25 protein-coding genes are annotated in these 15,574 nt (G+C 63.3%); 1 reads left to right on the forward strand and 24 read right to left on the reverse strand.

Translation table 11 applies throughout. The annotated features are described in order from the left end of the window. Positions 1–63: 63 nt before the first annotated feature. On the reverse strand, positions 64–330 hold the full coding sequence (locus K323_RS0100090; RefSeq protein WP_022883257.1) for an HPr family phosphocarrier protein: 267 nt from the start codon (positions 328–330) through the stop codon (positions 64–66). Between the two features lie 70 nt (positions 331–400). Continuing rightward, on the reverse strand, positions 401–712 hold the full coding sequence (locus K323_RS0100095; protein ID WP_022883258.1) for a PTS sugar transporter subunit IIB: 312 nt from the start codon (positions 710–712) through the stop codon (positions 401–403). A gap of 171 nt (positions 713–883) precedes the next feature. Here K323_RS0100095 and K323_RS0100100 point away from each other — a divergent pair, with 171 nt between their 5' ends. Further along, on the forward strand, positions 884–2,806 hold the full coding sequence (locus tag K323_RS0100100) for a BglG family transcription antiterminator (protein ID WP_022883259.1): 1,923 nt from the start codon (positions 884–886) through the stop codon (positions 2,804–2,806). A 114-nt stretch (positions 2,807–2,920) separates the two neighbouring features. On the opposite strand, the gene K323_RS23375 is transcribed toward K323_RS0100100, so the two are convergent. The 22 genes from K323_RS23375 to rplD form a co-directional block, all read right to left on the reverse strand. Beyond that, positions 2,921–3,838 (reverse strand): hypothetical protein, encoded by a 918-nt coding sequence (locus K323_RS23375; protein ID WP_022883260.1) that lies wholly within the window; start codon positions 3,836–3,838, stop codon positions 2,921–2,923. A 164-nt stretch (positions 3,839–4,002) separates the two neighbouring features. After that, positions 4,003–4,830 carry a type I methionyl aminopeptidase gene (map, locus tag K323_RS0100110; protein ID WP_022883261.1) on the reverse strand — a complete coding sequence of 276 codons (828 nt, stop codon included), beginning with the start codon at positions 4,828–4,830 and terminating at the stop codon, positions 4,003–4,005. A gap of 2 nt (positions 4,831–4,832) precedes the next feature. Further along, a complete protein-coding gene (locus K323_RS0100115) occupies positions 4,833–5,453 on the reverse strand; it encodes an adenylate kinase (protein ID WP_051147152.1) in 621 nt (206 codons plus the stop codon). A gap of 2 nt (positions 5,454–5,455) precedes the next feature. Then, positions 5,456–6,778: a preprotein translocase subunit SecY gene (gene secY, locus K323_RS0100120; RefSeq protein ID WP_022883263.1), complete on the reverse strand. Its 1,323-nt coding sequence runs from the start codon at positions 6,776–6,778 to the stop codon at positions 5,456–5,458. A 96-nt stretch (positions 6,779–6,874) separates the two neighbouring features. After that, a complete protein-coding gene (rplO, locus tag K323_RS0100125; protein WP_022883264.1) occupies positions 6,875–7,579 on the reverse strand; it encodes a 50S ribosomal protein L15 in 705 nt (234 codons plus the stop codon). Then, on the reverse strand, positions 7,579–7,764 hold the full coding sequence (gene rpmD, locus K323_RS0100130) for a 50S ribosomal protein L30 (protein ID WP_022883265.1): 186 nt from the start codon (positions 7,762–7,764) through the stop codon (positions 7,579–7,581). Before rpmD ends, rplO begins: the two co-directional genes overlap by 1 nt. Then, a complete protein-coding gene (rpsE, locus tag K323_RS0100135) occupies positions 7,764–8,438 on the reverse strand; it encodes a 30S ribosomal protein S5 (RefSeq protein ID WP_026851039.1) in 675 nt (224 codons plus the stop codon). The genes rpmD and rpsE overlap by 1 nt, the downstream gene beginning before the upstream one ends. Before the next feature lie 56 nt (positions 8,439–8,494). Further along, complete coding sequence (rplR, locus tag K323_RS0100140) at positions 8,495–8,866, reverse strand: 50S ribosomal protein L18 (protein ID WP_022883267.1); 372 nt, start codon at positions 8,864–8,866, stop codon at positions 8,495–8,497. 2 nt (positions 8,867–8,868) lie between these two features. Continuing rightward, the gene (rplF, locus tag K323_RS0100145) at positions 8,869–9,405 is read right to left on the reverse strand and encodes a 50S ribosomal protein L6 (protein WP_022883268.1); all 537 of its coding nucleotides are present in this window, start codon (positions 9,403–9,405) and stop codon (positions 8,869–8,871) included. A 6-nt stretch (positions 9,406–9,411) separates the two neighbouring features. Then, positions 9,412–9,810: a 30S ribosomal protein S8 gene (gene rpsH, locus K323_RS0100150; RefSeq protein WP_022883269.1), complete on the reverse strand. Its 399-nt coding sequence runs from the start codon at positions 9,808–9,810 to the stop codon at positions 9,412–9,414. Between the two features lie 92 nt (positions 9,811–9,902). Beyond that, positions 9,903–10,487 (reverse strand): 50S ribosomal protein L5, encoded by a 585-nt coding sequence (rplE, locus tag K323_RS0100155; RefSeq protein WP_022883270.1) that lies wholly within the window; start codon positions 10,485–10,487, stop codon positions 9,903–9,905. Further along, positions 10,487–10,846 carry a 50S ribosomal protein L24 gene (gene rplX / locus K323_RS0100160; protein ID WP_022883271.1) on the reverse strand — a complete coding sequence of 120 codons (360 nt, stop codon included), beginning with the start codon at positions 10,844–10,846 and terminating at the stop codon, positions 10,487–10,489. The genes rplE and rplX overlap by 1 nt, the downstream gene beginning before the upstream one ends. A gap of 3 nt (positions 10,847–10,849) precedes the next feature. Further along, on the reverse strand, positions 10,850–11,218 hold the full coding sequence (gene rplN / locus K323_RS0100165) for a 50S ribosomal protein L14 (RefSeq protein WP_022883272.1): 369 nt from the start codon (positions 11,216–11,218) through the stop codon (positions 10,850–10,852). Positions 11,219–11,250: 32 nt separating this feature from the next. Further along, positions 11,251–11,553 carry a 30S ribosomal protein S17 gene (gene rpsQ, locus K323_RS0100170; protein ID WP_022883273.1) on the reverse strand — a complete coding sequence of 101 codons (303 nt, stop codon included), beginning with the start codon at positions 11,551–11,553 and terminating at the stop codon, positions 11,251–11,253. Positions 11,554–11,555: 2 nt separating this feature from the next. Further along, the gene (gene rpmC / locus K323_RS30620; RefSeq protein WP_022883274.1) at positions 11,556–11,885 is read right to left on the reverse strand and encodes a 50S ribosomal protein L29; all 330 of its coding nucleotides are present in this window, start codon (positions 11,883–11,885) and stop codon (positions 11,556–11,558) included. Beyond that, entirely contained in the window at positions 11,885–12,304 is a 420-nt protein-coding gene (gene rplP, locus K323_RS0100180; RefSeq protein ID WP_022883275.1) for a 50S ribosomal protein L16, read from the reverse strand. The genes rpmC and rplP overlap by 1 nt, the downstream gene beginning before the upstream one ends. A 2-nt stretch (positions 12,305–12,306) precedes the next feature. After that, on the reverse strand, positions 12,307–13,068 hold the full coding sequence (gene rpsC, locus K323_RS0100185; RefSeq protein WP_022883276.1) for a 30S ribosomal protein S3: 762 nt from the start codon (positions 13,066–13,068) through the stop codon (positions 12,307–12,309). Further along, entirely contained in the window at positions 13,068–13,433 is a 366-nt protein-coding gene (gene rplV, locus K323_RS0100190; protein WP_022883277.1) for a 50S ribosomal protein L22, read from the reverse strand. The genes rpsC and rplV overlap by 1 nt, the downstream gene beginning before the upstream one ends. A gap of 26 nt (positions 13,434–13,459) precedes the next feature. Continuing rightward, positions 13,460–13,741 (reverse strand): 30S ribosomal protein S19, encoded by a 282-nt coding sequence (rpsS, locus tag K323_RS0100195; protein WP_022883278.1) that lies wholly within the window; start codon positions 13,739–13,741, stop codon positions 13,460–13,462. Positions 13,742–13,753: 12 nt separating this feature from the next. Further along, positions 13,754–14,593, reverse strand: a complete 840-nt coding sequence (rplB, locus tag K323_RS0100200) for a 50S ribosomal protein L2 (protein WP_022883279.1) — start codon at positions 14,591–14,593, stop codon at positions 13,754–13,756. A gap of 25 nt (positions 14,594–14,618) precedes the next feature. Continuing rightward, complete coding sequence (gene rplW / locus K323_RS0100205; RefSeq protein WP_022883280.1) at positions 14,619–14,921, reverse strand: 50S ribosomal protein L23; 303 nt, start codon at positions 14,919–14,921, stop codon at positions 14,619–14,621. After that, the gene (gene rplD / locus K323_RS0100210; protein WP_022883281.1) at positions 14,921–15,571 is read right to left on the reverse strand and encodes a 50S ribosomal protein L4; all 651 of its coding nucleotides are present in this window, start codon (positions 15,569–15,571) and stop codon (positions 14,921–14,923) included. Before rplD ends, rplW begins: the two co-directional genes overlap by 1 nt. Positions 15,572–15,574 lie beyond the last annotated feature (3 nt).

Genomic DNA, 15,574 nt, shown 5'->3' on the forward strand with positions numbered 1-15,574 from the left:
TCTACTCTCGATCGGGCGAGGGAGCGACGTGTCCGCGTGGTGGCGGGTCTGGTGGTGGCTGGGCTACTCGTCGTGGTCGGTGAGGAGAAGTTCTGAGAGCTCCTCGAGTACCACGTCTGCGTTATCACCGTCGACTGCGAGGGTGACCTCGTCGCCGTGGTTGATGCCGAGCGAGATGACGCCCAGAATGCTGGCCGCATTAACGGCTTTTCCCCCTGCTTTGGAGATCGTGACGCTGGCGCCCGACCCTGCCGCTGCCTGGGTGAAGAGTTTCGCGGGGCGGGCGTGCAGCCCGTGGGCCGACCCGATCCGCACAGTGCGCTCAGCCATTCCAGTGCCTTTCCAATCGGATTGTCGTCCTCGGTTTCACCATAGCGGCGAACCAGTGTCATTGTGTGGTTCATGAGCGTGCCCCCACCGCGTCGAGGGCGAGGTCCAGGGCCACATTGCCATCCCTGGCCGAGAAGATCGTCTCAGGGAGCAGCACCAACGCCACGCCTGCAGCGGCGGGATCCTCCTGCAGGTCTTCGTACAAGCCGGAGAGATGCGGCCCGATCAGCAGCGCGTCGATTCCGGGGAAGGCCGCTGGCAGCTGGGCATCGCTTCCGGCCGCGACCTCGATGTCGAGGCCACGCTCCGCCGCCGTCTTCCGCACGCGGTGTGCCACGAAGGTGCTGGACGCGCCGGCGCCGCACACGACGAGAATCTTCATCGATTCGCCTTCCTGAATCTGGGTCTTGCTGAGCTTCTCCTATCGTGTCCATTTGTGCGAACGATAGCCACCAGAACCACTTCCGCACCCGCGGAAGCCGCGTTCTGCCCGCACGCGGCGCGCTGGCGTTGGTGCCGCTGTGGTTGAATCTGGGGAGGACTCTGGAGAGACATGGCGGACAAACCGACACGGATGCTCGACTATCTGTCCCAGGCGTCGGCCTGGGTGACGGCTGGCGAGCTTGCCGACCATCTCGGAGTCACGACCCGCAGCGTGCGGAGCTATGTGACCACGGTGAAGGCGTGGGCGCATCCGCTGGTCGTCGTCGAATCGGGCCCAGCCGGGTACCGGTTGAATCGCGAGGGCCTGGCCGAATACCGCGCAGTGCAAGGAAGGGTCGCCGATGCGGACACGCCGCAGGACCGGCTCTACCGCCTGGTGCGCATGCTCACGGACTCGTCCGGTGGCCTCGACGTCTACGACGTGGCGGCCCAACTGTTCGTGAGCGATTCCACTGTGGAGTCCGACCTCACGAAGGTGCGCTCGCTCCTTCCCGGCACGGATCTGCAGCTGGAGCGACTCGGGGCCAGAGTCACACTCTCCGGGGCGGAGGGAGACCGGCGACGGTTGCTCAGCCGGATGTTCCGCGAGGAGAGCTCGCGGGGTCTGCAGGGACTCGACGCGATCCAGCGCGAGTTCGGAACGAAAGACCTTCCCGGCTTCAAGACCGATATGATCGCGATGCTCGACGCCCGCGGCTACTTCGTCAACGAGTACGGCACCGAGAACGTGCTGCTGCACCTGGCCATCGCCGTGGACAGGGCGAGTCGGCCCGAAGCGGTGGTCGCCCAGGAGCCTGTCGCCGCGGCATCCGTTGGCCGTAGTGAACTGGTGAAGCCTCTTGCGGCGCTGGTCACCTCCCATTTCGGAGTCGAACTCGCTGCAGTGGATCTCGACTACATCGCCGCGCTGCTCGCATCACGGGTGATCACACCTGGCCTGGGCGAGACGGCGACTGCCCTTGCCGAGAACTACGTGGACACCGCCGACCTCGACGTCGTCACCCGCATCGTCCAGCGGGCGAGCGAGGAGTACCTGGTCGATCTCGCTGACGACGATTTTTTGGTTCGACTGACGATGCACGTGCGCAACCTGATCAACCGGGCGCACGAACAGTCATGGTCGCGGAACCCGCTCACCAAGGCGATCAAGACGTCGTATCCGATGACTTACGAACTGGCCGTGTTCATCGCGAGCGAGCTGCAGCGGCAGGAGAGGATCGTCATCAACGATGACGAGATCGCCTACATCGCGATGCACGTCGGCGCACATCTGGAGCAACAGTCCAGGCGTCGCGAGTTGGTGACCTGCGCGCTGGTCTGCCCGAACTACTACGACATGCACCTGCTGCTGAGGGAGCGGATCGAGCGCGAGCTCGGCGACGACCTCGAGATCGTGACGGTGCTGACCCGCAGTGACGTGGACTGGGACGCGCTCGACGCCGATCTGGTGCTGACGACCATCGATCCGCGACTGCATGCCGATGGCGTGATCGTCATTCAGCCGTTCCTCACCGAGGGCGACGTCGACCGGGTCAGGCAGGCGGCAAGCCGCGTGCGGCGCCTGCGGCGACGGGCGCAGATCAAGGATGAGTTGCTGCAGTACTTCGACGAGAAGCTGTTCGTGCGCAACTTCTACGCCCGTGACGAGGTGGCAATGATCCGGGCGCTTGGCGAACGGATGATCGGGCAGGGCATCATCGACGCCCGTTACGTCGACGGCGCGATTGAGCGCGAGCTGATGTCGTCCACGGCGTTCACCGACAACCTGGCCGTTCCGCATGCCATGTCGATGAGTGCCAATCGCACCTCGATCGCCATCGTGGTGAACGATGCACCGATGGACTGGGGTGAGGACCGGGTGAACGTGGTGGCACTGATCGCCTTCAGCGCAGCCGGCCGCAGCACCTTCCAGGCGGTGTTCGACCAGTTCGTCGAGGTCTTCGCCGACCGTGGCGACGTGCAGCGCCTCATCAAGCGTTCCGTCGACTTCGCCTCGTTCATCGACGAGCTCGTCCACGTCATGGACCAGTAGCCCTCCTCCCCCACCTCTCCCCGCGCGCCCCCTCTCCCCACCTCACCGAGCCGTGACTTATGCACCTTAAATCACGCTTGGAAGGTCCTCAGCTCACAGCTCGGCGTTGCGATGTCAGCCGCGCCAGCCACGCGCCATGAGAACAGAGCGCACGCGACGGATCAGGCCTCGTCCAGAGTCTTTCAGGTCGTCATCAGTGATCCGCACTACGCGCCATCCTGCGTCTTCGAACAGTTCCCGCCTCGTGATGTCCGACCGAAATCGCTTCCGCTCGCGATGCGCATCACCCTCGTAGTCGACACCTGCGCGAAACTCCGGCCAGGCGAGATCGGGATGAAGCGTGAATGGCGCCGCGACCACGACCTCGAAGTTGGTCACCGGCTCGGGAAACTTGGCCTCGATCAAGAGCAGCCGCGTTTGAGTCTCCTTGGGTGAATCAACGCGCGCACGGGCGAGAGCCGCTGCCTGTCGAAGAGTGCGGCATCCCCTCCTGCCGATCAGTGACGCGGCAGTCGTGACAAGCTCCGACGGTGTGTAGCGAGGCGTCTTCCCCGCACAAAGGAAGTCGGCCACCTCTACGAGCTGCCCGAGCTTCAGGATGGTGCCGAGGTCGATCCAGGTCTGCAACGGCGTCGTCACAGGGAGCGCATCGAGCAACTCCACATCCATTCGACCGACAGCAAGTTCGTGTCCGATCACGCCCTCCATCTGCGGCGCTCGGCTGCCTGCGGGAACCGTGACGTGGAGCCGCAGGTCGGATTGGAGATGATAGGGGAGCGGGAATCCGTGGAGCATCGCCGCGGTGACGTGGCTGAATACCTGGCCCCGCGGCATCCGTGCTGCGTATGCCTCGGTCAGGGACGTGACCGATCTGATTCCAGAGTCACCAGTGGCTGGCATGCGAACACCACGGTACGGAGCAGTCAGATCGGCACCTCGCAGACGGCTCCGACCGATACCTCGCTCACGCGCTTCAGCATAAAGGAACGGCGCCAGGGTGAGGTCGCGCGGCAACCTGATGCGTTCAGCCATCCCCCGATAGTGCCGCAAACCCATCGTTGCCGTCGCAAGTTATCCACAGGCACGGTTCGCGTGCCGCAGCGCTGACGCCGAACCGTGAGCTGAACACGTTCCCTCGCGATGGGAAGGTGCACAAGTCACGGTTCGGCGAGAGCGCCACGCCGTGAGCGCAGGAATTACGGCAGGGGGACGGGCGAGACACCGAGGGGCGCAAGGCCCGCCGCACCACCGTCGGCGGCGGTCAGCACCCAGATACCGTCCTTGTGCACGGCGACACTGTGCTCCCAGTGTGCGGCGGCCTTTCCGTCGCTGGTCGCGACGGTCCAGTCGTCGTCGCGCACATAGGTGTCAATGTCGCCGAGTACCACCATCGGCTCGATCGCGACCACCAGACCCGGCTTGACCTCTGGCCCGCGCTGGCGCACCCGATAGTTGAACACGGGTGGAGCTTCGTGCATCGAGCGTCCGATCCCGTGCCCGACGTAGTCCGTGAGGATCCCGTAGGTGCCCTGGGACTCGATGTAGTCCTCGATGGCCTCGCCCACCTCGTTGAGATGGCGTGCACCGGCCAACCGCGCGATTCCGTGCCACAACGATTGCTCGGTGACCTCGACAAGCCTCTGGCGATCGGCAACCAACTCAGGTTGCGCGGGATCGGGGACGACCAGGCTGAAGGCCGCGTCACCGTTCCACCCGTCGATGACGGCGCCGCTGTCGACCGAAACGAGATCACCGGGCGCGATGGCGCGTGTGTTCGGGATGCCGTGCACGACATCGTCGTTCACGGAAGCGCACACCGTGTGACGGTAACCGGGCTCAAGCTTGAAGTTCGAACTTCCGCCGCGCGCGGTGATGGCCGCCTCCGCAGCCGCGTCGATGTCGAGCGTCGTCGCGCCTGCCCGCAGCACAGCTCGTGCAGCATCGAGAGACGCCGCGGTCGCCAACCCCGGTGCCACCATGAGGCGCATCTGCGCCGGTGATTTGTAGATCGACTTGCGGAGCATACTCAAGCGGCGTCGTCGATACCGCGCTCGGCGAGAGCCGCGCGCACGCGAGCGCTCACCTCATCGACCGAGCCAAGCCCATCAACCTCGACGACCAGGCCGCGCGCTTTGTATGCCGCGATGACCGGTTCCGTCTGGTCATGGTAGACATCCTGGCGGTGACGGATGACCTCTTCCGTGTCATCCGACCTGCCCTGCTCCTGCGCTCGCTTGAGAAGCCGTGCCACGACGGCATCCGGATCTGCCACCAGTTGCACGACGGCATCGAGCGACGACCCGGTCTCTGCCAGGATCCTGTCGAGTTCGAGCACCTGATCCGCGGTTCGCGGATACCCGTCGAGCAGGAAGCCAACGAGAGCGTCGTCCTGGTGCAGGCGATCCCGCACGATGGCGTTGGTCAGCGAGTCCGGAACATACGAACCGGACGACACGATCTCCTGCACCTGCACGCCGAGATCCGTGCCCTCTTTGATATTCGCGCGGAAGATGTCCCCGGTCGAAATGGCAGGGATGTCGAACGCCTCCGCCAGGACCGCCGCCTGGGTTCCCTTGCCCGCCCCTGGGGGACCGACGATCAGAAGCCGGGCACCGCCGTGAAGAGGCCGTTCACGGCCGTCTCGCACGGTCACCGGAGAAGACCCTCATAGTGACGCTGTTGCAGTTGCGAGTCGATCTGCTTGACCGTCTCCAGACCGACGCCGACGATGATCAGGAGGCTGGCGCCACCGAACGGGAAGTTCTGGTTGGCACCGATCAGCACAAATGCAATGAGCGGAATCAGCGACACCAGCCCGAGGTACAGCGCACCAGGAAGCGTGACACGCGTCAGGACGTAGTCGAGGTACTCCGCAGTGGGCCGACCGGCACGGATGCCGGGGATGAACCCGCCGTACTTCTTCATGTTGTCGGCAACTTCCTCCGGGTTGAAGGTGATCGCGACGTAGAAGTACGTGAACCCGATGATGAGCAAGAAGTACATCAGCATGTAGAGCGGCTGATCCCCCTGCACCAGGTAGGTGTTGATCCAGGTGACCCATTCGGCCGGTGCTTCACCAGCTTGCGGCTGGTTGAACTGGGCGATGAGCGCCGGGAGGTACAGGAGCGACGACGCGAAGATGATCGGGATGACCCCGGCCATGTTCACCTTGATCGGAATGTACGTGTTGTTACCGCCGTACGTGCGCCGACCGACCATCCGTTTGGCGTATTGCACAGGTACACGGCGTTGCGATTGCTCAACGAAGACCACCGCCGCAGTGATCACGAGTCCGACCAGGATCACGATGATCAGGGTGTCGATGCCCTTCTGCTGTCCGATCGCACCGAGCGAGCTCGGGAACAGGGCGGCGATCGACGTGAAGATCAGGAGCGACATGCCGTTGCCGACGCCGCGCTCGGTGACCATCTCGCCCATCCACATGATCACACCGGTTCCGGCGGTCATGGTGAGAACCATCAGCAGGATGGCGTACCAGGCATCGTTGGTGAGCAGTTGAGAACACTCTGGAGAACCGGATGACCCGAAAAGTGCACCGCTCCTGGCCACCGTGATCAGGGTGGTCGACTGCAGTACGCCCAGCGCGATCGTGAGATAGCGGGTGTACTGCGTCAGCGTGCTCTGGCCGGTCTGGCCTTCCTTGTACAGCGTGTCGAAGTGTGGGATGACAACGCGAAGCAGCTGGACAATGATCGATGCCGTGATGTACGGCATGATCCCGAGAGCGAAGATGGAGAGCTGAAGAAGCGCGCCACCGCTGAACAGGTTCACCAGCTGGTACAGACCGCTGGCATCCTGGTTCGCAGCAAGGCAGGATTGCACGTTCTGGAAGTCGACGAACGGCGTCGGAATGAACGAACCGAGCCGGAACAGGGCTATGACAGCGAGTGTGAACCCGATCTTCTTGCGAAGGTCCGGCGTGCGGAAGATTCGCGCAATGGCGCTAAACAAAAGGCCTCCAGTTAATAGCGTCGATCGAGCTTGTCGAAATCACACCAGCGAAATTCTCGACTGGTGGTCCAACAAGCTCGACCAGCGTCTACGGACTTACTTGACAGAGCCACCTGCGGCAACGATCTTCTGCTCGGCTGAGCCGGAGACCTTGTCGACTGCAACGTTCAGCTTAACGGCAATGTCCCCGTTACCGAGAACCTTGACCTTCTCGTTGTTGCGCACAGCACCCTTGGAGACCAGGTCCGCAACAGTTACTTCGCCGCCCTTCGGGTACAGTTCTGCGAGCTTCTCCAGGTTGACGACCTGGTATTCGACCCGGAACGGGTTCTTGAAGCCGCGGAGCTTCGGGGTGCGCATGTGCAACGGCATCTGCCCACCCTCAAAACCGATCTTCACGTTGTAACGTGCCTTCGTGCCCTTGGTTCCACGGCCCGCGGTCTTACCCTTGGAGCCTTCACCGCGGCCGACGCGCGTTTTTGCCGTCTTCGACCCGGGAGCCGGACGAAGGTGGTGAACCTTCAGTACGTGCTCGCGGCTCTCGGCCGGTTCGGCTGGGGCCTTCTTGGGGGCTGCAGCCTTCTTCGGGGCGGTTGCCTTGGCTGCCGGCTTCTCAGCGGCAGCGGCGGTGTCGTCCTTCTTAGCTGGAGCCTTCTTCTCGGCAGCGGCCTTGGCTGGCGCCTTGTCGGCGGCGGCCTTGGCCGGAGCCTTCTTCTCAGCAGCAGCCTTGGGGGCTGCAGCCTTCTTCTGTGTGGCGGGCTTGTCAGCTGTCTTCTTGACAGCGTCCTTCTCGTCAGCCATTAGTCAATCTCCTCGACCTTCACCAGGTGAGCAACGGTGTTGACGTAGCCGCGGTTCTGCGAGTTGTCCTCACGAACAACGACGTCGCCAATGCGCTTGAGACCCAGGCTGCGAAGCGTGTCGCGCTGGTTCTGCTTCTCACTAATTTTGGACTTGATCTGTGTCACCTTGAGGCGCGCGGCCATCAGGCACCTGCCTTTGCTGTCGCTGCAGCTGCTGCTGCATCGGCTTCGGCACGCAGGAAACGGGCCGGGGCCACGTCTTCATAGGGCAGGCCACGGCGAGCCGCAACCGCACGCGGCTCTTCGAGCTGGTGCAGGGCCTCCACCGTGGCGTGCACGATGTTGATGGTATTCGAGGAACCGAGCGACTTGCTCAGCACATCGTGGATCCCGGCGCACTCGAGCACGGCGCGAACCGGACCACCGGCGATAACACCGGTACCGGCCGCGGCCGGGCGCAGCAGGACAACGCCGGCTGCGGCCTCGCCCTGCACGGGGTGCGGGATGGTCAGGCCGACACGGGGAACGCGGAAGAAGTTCTTCTTCGCTTCCTCGACGCCCTTGGAGATAGCGGTCGGGACCTCGCGGGCCTTACCGTATCCGACGCCGACCATTCCGTTGCCGTCTCCGACGACCACGAGCGCGGTGAAGCTGAAGCGACGACCACCCTTGACCACCTTGGAGACGCGGTTGATGGTGACAACGCGCTCCAGGAACTGGCTCTTGTCTGCGTCACGGCTGCCGCGATCACGGTTGGGATTGCGCTCGCGACCGCCGCGACGAGCCTCACGAGGCTCGTTCTGCGGCGGTGCCGTCGAAGCGGCGGTCTCCACAGGTGTCTCTGCGACTGCAGCCACCTCGGTCTCCTTGTCTGGTGTAGCGGCCTTGACTGGCGTGTTACTGGTGTCTGTGCTCACAGGTTCAATCCACCCTCTCGAGCTCCCTCGGCGATAGCAGCGACGCGACCTGCGTACTTGCTTCCACCACGGTCAAATACAACGGCTTCGATTCCGGCGGCCTTGGCACGCTCTGCGACCAGTTCGCCGACCTTACGCGCCTTGGCGGTCTTGTCGCCGTCAAAGGTGCGCAGATCCGTCTCGAGCGTGGATGCAGACGCGAGGGTGTGACCCTTCGCGTCATCAACGACCTGCACGAAGACGTGGCGGGCCGAACGCGTGACGACCAGGCGCGGACGCAGTGCCGTGCCTTCGATCTTCTTGCGCAGGCGTGTGTGCCTGCGGCCGCGGGCTGCGGACTTGCTCTTGCCTCTAGTTCCGAGACCCATGGTTACTTACCAGCCTTTCCGGCCTTACGACGGACAATCTCGCCGGCGTAGCGCACACCCTTGCCCTTATAGGGCTCAGGCTTGCGAATCTTACGGATGTTGGCGGCGACCTCGCCGACGGCCTGCTTGTCGATACCGCTGACAGTGAGCTTGTTCGTGCCCTCGACGGTCAGGCTGATGCCGGCGGGCGGGTCGACCTGGACCGGGTGCGAGAAGCCGAGCGCGAACTCGATCGAGCTGCCCTTCTGAGCTACGCGGTAACCGGTGCCGACGATCTCGAGTCCCTTGGAGTATCCCTGGGTGACACCGATGATCTGGTTGGCGATCAGGGTCCGGGTCAGGCCGTGCAGCGAACGCGACTCGCGCTCGTCGTCCGGGCGGGTGACCAGAACCTGGGCGTCCTCGACCTTCACCTCGATCGGGTTGGCGACGGTGAGCGAAAGCTCACCCTTCGGACCCTTGACCGTGATCAGCTGGCCGTCGGCCGTGACGGTGACGCCGGCCGGAATTTCAATGGGAAGTCTTCCAATACGCGACATGTCTGGCTACCACACGTAGGCGAGGACTTCTCCGCCTACGCCCTTCTTCTCAGCCTGGCGGTCGGTAAGCAGACCGCTGGAGGTGGACAGGATGGCGACGCCGAGTCCGCCGAGCACGGTGGGGATCTCAGTCGAGCGTGCGTAGACACGCAGGCCCGGCTTGGAGACCCGCTTGATGCCGACGATCGAGCGCTCGCGGTTCGGTCCGAACTTGAGGCTCAGCGTCAGGGTCTGGCCGACCCGTGCTTCCGAGACATCCCATGCCGAGATGTAACCCTCGCTCTTGAGGATGTCAGCGATGTGCGCCTTGAGCTTGCTGTGCGGCATCGACACGGTGTCGTGGTACGCCGAGTTCGCGTTGCGCAGTCTGGTCAGCATGTCTGCGACCGGATCTGTCATTGTCATTGTGGTGCCTTTCTCGCCTGGTTTCGTTCACCCGGTACACGGATGACGACCTGTGGTGGTGACAGGGCTGGACGGTTGTCCGGCCCCGGGTGTTACTGGCTGTCCGCTGCCTTGAACGGGAAACCGAGCGACTTGAGCAGCGCGCGGCCTTCATCGTCGCTGTTCGCGGTGGTCACGACCGTGATGTCCATTCCGCGGACGCGGTCGATCCTGTCCTGGTCGATCTCGTGGAACATCGACTGCTCCGTGAGGCCGAAGGTGTAGTTGCCGCTGCCGTCGAACTGCTTGTCCGAGAGGCCGCGGAAGTCACGGATACGGGGAAGTGCGAGGCTCAGCAGGCGGTCGAGGAACTCCCACATGCGGTCGCCACGCAGTGTGACGTGCGCGCCGATGGGCTGGCCCTCGCGCAGCTTGAACTGTGCAATCGACTTGCGCGCCTTGGTGACCTGCGGCTTCTGGCCGGTGATCTTGATGAGGTCCGCAACAGCGCCGTCGATGATCTTGCCATCGCGGGCCGCCTCGCCGACACCCATGTTCACGACGATCTTGGTGAGCGTCGGGATCTGGTGCACGTTGGTGAAGCCGAGCGTCTTGCCGAGTGCGGCAGAGAGCTCAGTCTGGTACTTCTGCTTGAGTCGCGGCTGGATTTTGCCAGTCACGGTTGCAGTATCGGTCATTACAGGTCCTTACCGCTCTTCTTGGCGTAACGAACACGAACCGTCTTGGTGACGCCGTCTTTCGCTACCTCTTCGTTGCGGAAACCGACGCGAGTCGGCTTCTTCGATTCCGGGTCGATGAGCGCGACGTTGGACACGTGAATCGGTGCCTCCATCGTCTCGATACCGCCGGTCTTCGTGCCGCGCTGGGTCTGCCCGACGCGCACGTGCTTCGTGATGAAGTTGATGCCCTCGACGATGACGCGGTTCTTCTCGACCTGCACCTCGATGACCTTGCCCTGCTTGCCTCGGTCGCCTCCGCGAGCCTGGCTGCGGCCGCTGATGACCTGAACTAGGTCACCCTTCTTGATTCTGGCCATGACTTAGATAACCTCCGGTGCCAGCGAGATGATCTTCATGAACTTCTTGTCGCGGAGTTCGCGACCGACCGGTCCGAAGATGCGGGTGCCACGGGGGTCACCGTCGCTCTTCAAGATCACTGCGGCGTTCTCATCGAACTTGATGTACGAACCGTCTGGACGACGGGTCTGCTTCTTGGTGCGGACGATGACCGCCTTGACGATATCGCCCTTCTTGACGTTGCCGCCCGGGATCGCATCCTTCACCGTCGCGACGATGACGTCGCCGAGACCGGCGTACCGGCGCCCTGAGCCACCGAGTACACGGATGGTCAACAGTTCCTTGGCACCCGTGTTGTCGGCGACCTTGACTCGTGATTCTTGCTGAAGCACTTCTAACTCCTTCTATCAAGCAAGCGCGAGGCTTACTTGGCCTTCTCGAGAATCTCGACCAGGCGCCAGCGCTTGGTGGCGCTCAGCGGACGGGTCTCACTGATCAGGACCAGGTCGCCGATGCCGGCCGAGTTCGCCTCATCGTGTACCTTCAGCTTGGACGCACGGCGGATGACCTTGCCGTACAGGGGGTGCTTCACGCGGTCCTCGACCTCGACGACGATGGTCTTCTCCATCTTGTCGCTGGTCACGTATCCGCGAAGCGTTTTGCGGTAGCCGCGAACGAGGCCTTCTGTAGCCTCGGCTGCGACGACCTTCTCGTCAGTCTTCGCCATGACTAGGCCTCCTTCGTCTCGTCGGCGTCAGCTGCGGCATCCGTTGATGCCTCGGCCTTGGCCTTCTTGGTCTTCTTCTCGGCCTTGGCCGGGGCCTCCACTGCGACCGGGGTCGCACGGATGCCGAGCTCGCGTTCACGGACGACCGTGTAGATGCGAGCGATGTCGCGCTTGACAGCGCGCAGGCGGCCGTGGCTCTCGAGCTGGCCGGTGGCCGACTGGAAGCGCAGGTTGAACAGCTCTTCCTTGGCTTTCTTCAGCTCTTCGACCAGTCGGTCGTCTTCAAATGTGTCGAGCTCGTCTGGGGCGAGCTCCTTGGATCCGATCGCCATTATGCGTCGCCCTCCTCGCGCTTGATGATGCGTGCCTTGAGAGGCAGCTTGTGAATTGCACGGGTGAGCGCTTCGCGAGCGACGTCGTCTGAGACACCGCTGAGCTCGAAGAGCACGCGACCCGGTTTGACGTTGGCAACCCACCACTCAGGTGAGCCCTTACCGGAACCCATGCGGGTCTCGGCCGGCTTCTTCGTGATCGGGCGGTCGGGGTAGATGTTGATCCACACCTTTCCGCCGCGCTTGATGTGACGGGTCATTGCGATACGAGCGGACTCGATCTGACGGTTCGTCACGTAGGCGGGTGTCAGGGCCTGGATGCCGTACTCGCCGAACGACACCGTGGTGCCGCCGGTTGCGTGGCCGGTCCGGCCAGGGTGGTGCTGCTTACGGTGCTTGACTCTGCGTGGAATCAACATGGTTATGCCTCAACTCCTGCTGCGACCGGTGCCGATGCCTCTGCTCGGGGCGCGCGGCGGGGACGGTCGTCACGACGCTCGGGGCGAGACGACTTTGCATTCGCCTGCTCGCGAGCGAGTTCTTTGTTGGTGATGTCGCCCTTGTAGATCCAGACCTTCACACCGATGCGGCCGAAGGTGGTCCGTGCCTCGTAGAAGCCGTAGTCGATGTTCGCGCGCAGTGTGTGCAGTGGCACACGACCTTCGCGGTAGAACTCCGAACGGCTCATCTCAGCGCCGCCGAGGCGGCCCGAGACCTGGATGCGAACACCCTTGGCACCGGCACGCTGTGCACCCTGCAGGCCCTTGCGCATCGCGCGGCGGAATGCCACACGAGCCGAAAGCTGCTCTGCGATGCCCTGCGCGACGAGCTGAGCGTCTGCCTCGGGGTTCTTCACCTCGAGGATGTTCAGCTGGATCTGCTTCTTGGTCAGCTTCTCAAGGTCTGAGCGGATGCGCTCTGCCTCGGCTCCACGGCGACCGATCACAATGCCTGGGCGGGCGGTGTGGATGTCGACGCGAACCCGGTCACGGGTGCGCTCGATCTCGATGCGAGACACGCCGGCACGGTCGAGGCTGGTGCTCAGCAGGCGGCGAATCCTGACGTCTTCAGCGACGAAGTCGCTGTAGCGCTGGCCCGGCTTCGTGCTGTCGGAGAACCAGCGCGACACGTGGTCGGTGGTGATTCCCAGACGGAAGCCATAGGGGTTTACTTTCTGACCCATTACTTCGTACCCTCCTCAGGAGTGGCGAGCACAACAGTGATGTGGCTCGTACGCTTCAAAATCTGGAAGGCCCTGCCTTGTGCGCGCGGCTGGAAACGCTTGAGGGTCGTGCCCTCGTCAACGTAGGCGCTGCTCACGTAAAGGTCCTGCTCATCCAGGTAGCTGTTTTCGGCATCAGCCTTGACCCGTGCATTGGCGATCGCCGAGGCGACCAACTTGTACACAGGCTCGCTCGCACCCTGCGGGGCGAACTTCAGGATGGCCAGGGCCTCGATGGCCTGCTTGCCGCGGATCAGGTTGACAACGCGACGGGCCTTCATGGGGGTGACGCGGATATGACGCACGCGTGCGGTCGACTCCACCATTTCTTCTCCTCCTTCACGTCACCGCGTTAGCGGCGACGGCCCTTCTTGTCGTCCTTCACGTGTCCACGGAAGGTGCGGGTGGGGGCGAACTCACCGAGCTTGTGCCCCACCATGGTCTCGGTGACGAACACCGGGATGTGCTTGCGACCGTCGTGCACCGCGATGGTGTGTCCCAGCATTGCCGGGATGATCATCGAGCGGCGCGACCAGGTCTTGATTACGTTCTTGCTCTTGGCTTCATTCGCCGTGACAACCTTCTGAAGCAGGTGGTCATCAACGAAGGGGCCCTTCTTGAGACTGCGTGGCATCGTCTACTACTCCTACTTACGCTTCTTGCCGACGGTACGGCGACGAACAATGAGCTTGTCGCTTTCCTTGTTGGGGTGGCGGGTGCGGCCTTCCTTCTGGCCCCAGGGGCTCACAGGATGACGTCCACCGGAGGTCTTACCTTCACCACCACCGTGCGGGTGGTCGACCGGGTTCATGGCGACACCACGCACTGTCGGGCGAACGCCCTTCCAGCGCATGCGGCCGGCCTTGCCCCAGTTGATGTTGGACTGCTCGGCGTTACCGACCTCGCCGATGGTGGCGCGGCAGCGCGCGTCGACGTTTCGGATCTCACCGGACGGCAGGCGAAGCTGCGCGTACGGCCCGTCCTTGGCGACGAGGCGAACGGATGCCCCGGCCGAGCGTGCCAGCTTGGCACCCCCGCCTGGCTTCAGTTCGATCGCGTGAATGACGGTACCGGTCGGGATGTTGCGCAGCGGCAGGTTGTTGCCCGGCTTGATGTCCGCACCGGAGCCGGACTCGACGATGTCGCCCTGGCCCAGTTTGTTCGGCGCGATGATGTAACGCTTGGTGCCGTCAACGTAGTGCAGCAGCGCAATGCGCGCCGTGCGGTTGGGGTCGTACTCGATGTGGGCGACCTTGGCGTTGACGCCGTCCTTGTCATTGCGACGGAAGTCGATGACACGGTACTGGCGCTTGTGGCCACCGCCGATGTGGCGGGTGGTGATGCGACCCTGGTTGTTACGACCACCGGTCTTGGACAGGGGGCGAAGCAGCGACTTCTCCGGGGTCGACCGGGTGATCTCTGCGAAGTCCGCAACAGATGAACCGCGAAGACCCGGGGTCGTGGGCTTGTACTTGCGAATAGCCATTTCTTATTCCTCTAATCCGTGCCGCTTAGCCGACGGCCGTGAAGATGTCGATGGAACCGGACTTCAGCGTGACGATCGCACGCTTGGTGTCCTTGCGCTTGCCGATCCCGAACTTGGTGCGGCGGGTCTTGCCCGGGCGGTTCAGGGTGTTGATCGACGCCACCTCGACCTTGAAGATCTTCTCGATAGCGAGCTTGATCTCGGTCTTGTTCGAACGCGGGTCCACGATGAAGGTGTACTTGCCCTCGTCGATCAGGCCGTAGCTCTTCTCAGAGACGACCGGAGCGATGATGATGTCGCGCGGGTCCTTGTTGATAGCGGTAGCCATTATGCGGACACCTCTTCCTTCTTGGTCTTCGCGTCGACGAACGCATCGAACGCGCCCTTGGTGAAGACGATGTCGTCACTGACGAGCACGTCGTAGGCGTTCAGCTGGTCCCACGAGAGAACGTGCACCGTCGGAACGTTACGGATGCTGCGGAGCGTGAGCTCGTCGGTGCGCTCAAGAACGACCAGCACGTGCTTGCTGCTGGCGATCTGATCGAGCAGACCGAGTGCGGTCTTCGTGTTCGGGGTCTCACCCGTGAAGAGCGCCTCGACCACGTGCACGCGGCCGCCGCGGGCGCGGTCGGACAGCGATCCACGGAGGGCTGCGGCGATCATCTTCTTGGGGGTGCGCTGGTCGTAGTTGCGCGGCGTCGGGCCGTGCACGATTCCACCACCGGTCATCTGCGGGGCGCGGATCGAGCCCTGGCGGGCGCGACCGGTTCCCTTCTGCTTGAACGGTTTGCGGCCGGCACCGGACACTTCACCACGACGCTTGGTCTTGTGGGTGCCCTGGCGTGCGGCAGCAAGCTGCGCGACAACGACCTGGTGGATCAGCGGGATGTTGGTCTGAACGTCGAAGAGCTCTGCGGGCAGCTCAACGGAGCCAGCCTTCTTGCCCTTGGCGTCGACGATGTCGAGGTTGGCAGTCATGGA

This window comes from Glaciibacter superstes DSM 21135 (genome assembly GCF_000421145.1).
Classification (GTDB): Bacteria; Actinomycetota; Actinomycetes; order Actinomycetales; family Microbacteriaceae; genus Cryobacterium; species Cryobacterium superstes.